Source organism: Sulfitobacter sp. HI0129 (assembly GCF_001635395.1).
GTDB lineage: Bacteria > Pseudomonadota > Alphaproteobacteria > Rhodobacterales > Rhodobacteraceae > Sulfitobacter.
This window is the reverse complement of sequence record NZ_LWGH01000144.1, coordinates 1-212: the sequence shown is the minus strand read 5'-3', so window position 1 is coordinate 212 and position 212 is coordinate 1. Positions and strand designations below refer to the sequence as shown.

Here is a 212-nt window from a genome sequence, read left to right as displayed (position 1 = left end):
TGGAGGTATGGGTCATGTAGGCTTCGTGAAAGCTCTGTTCGACCTCTCCCTTGAAGTCCTGATCGTTGACATGAATCATCGAACCCTGCCGCAGTGACGTCAGCGTCTTGTGGGTCGACTGGGTCGCATAGACCCTTACGCGGGCATCGGGCGGCGGGATCAGCCGGGTATTGAGAAGCGTCTCGTCATCCGCGTCCTCCAGCTCCGCCTGC

At 59.4% G+C, this 212-nt stretch carries 1 protein-coding gene; it reads right to left on the bottom strand.

Going from position 1 to position 212, the window contains the following annotated elements:
- Positions 1–212: hypothetical protein (locus A3764_RS01360; RefSeq protein WP_150122032.1), on the bottom strand; the 212-nt coding region annotated here is incomplete at both ends.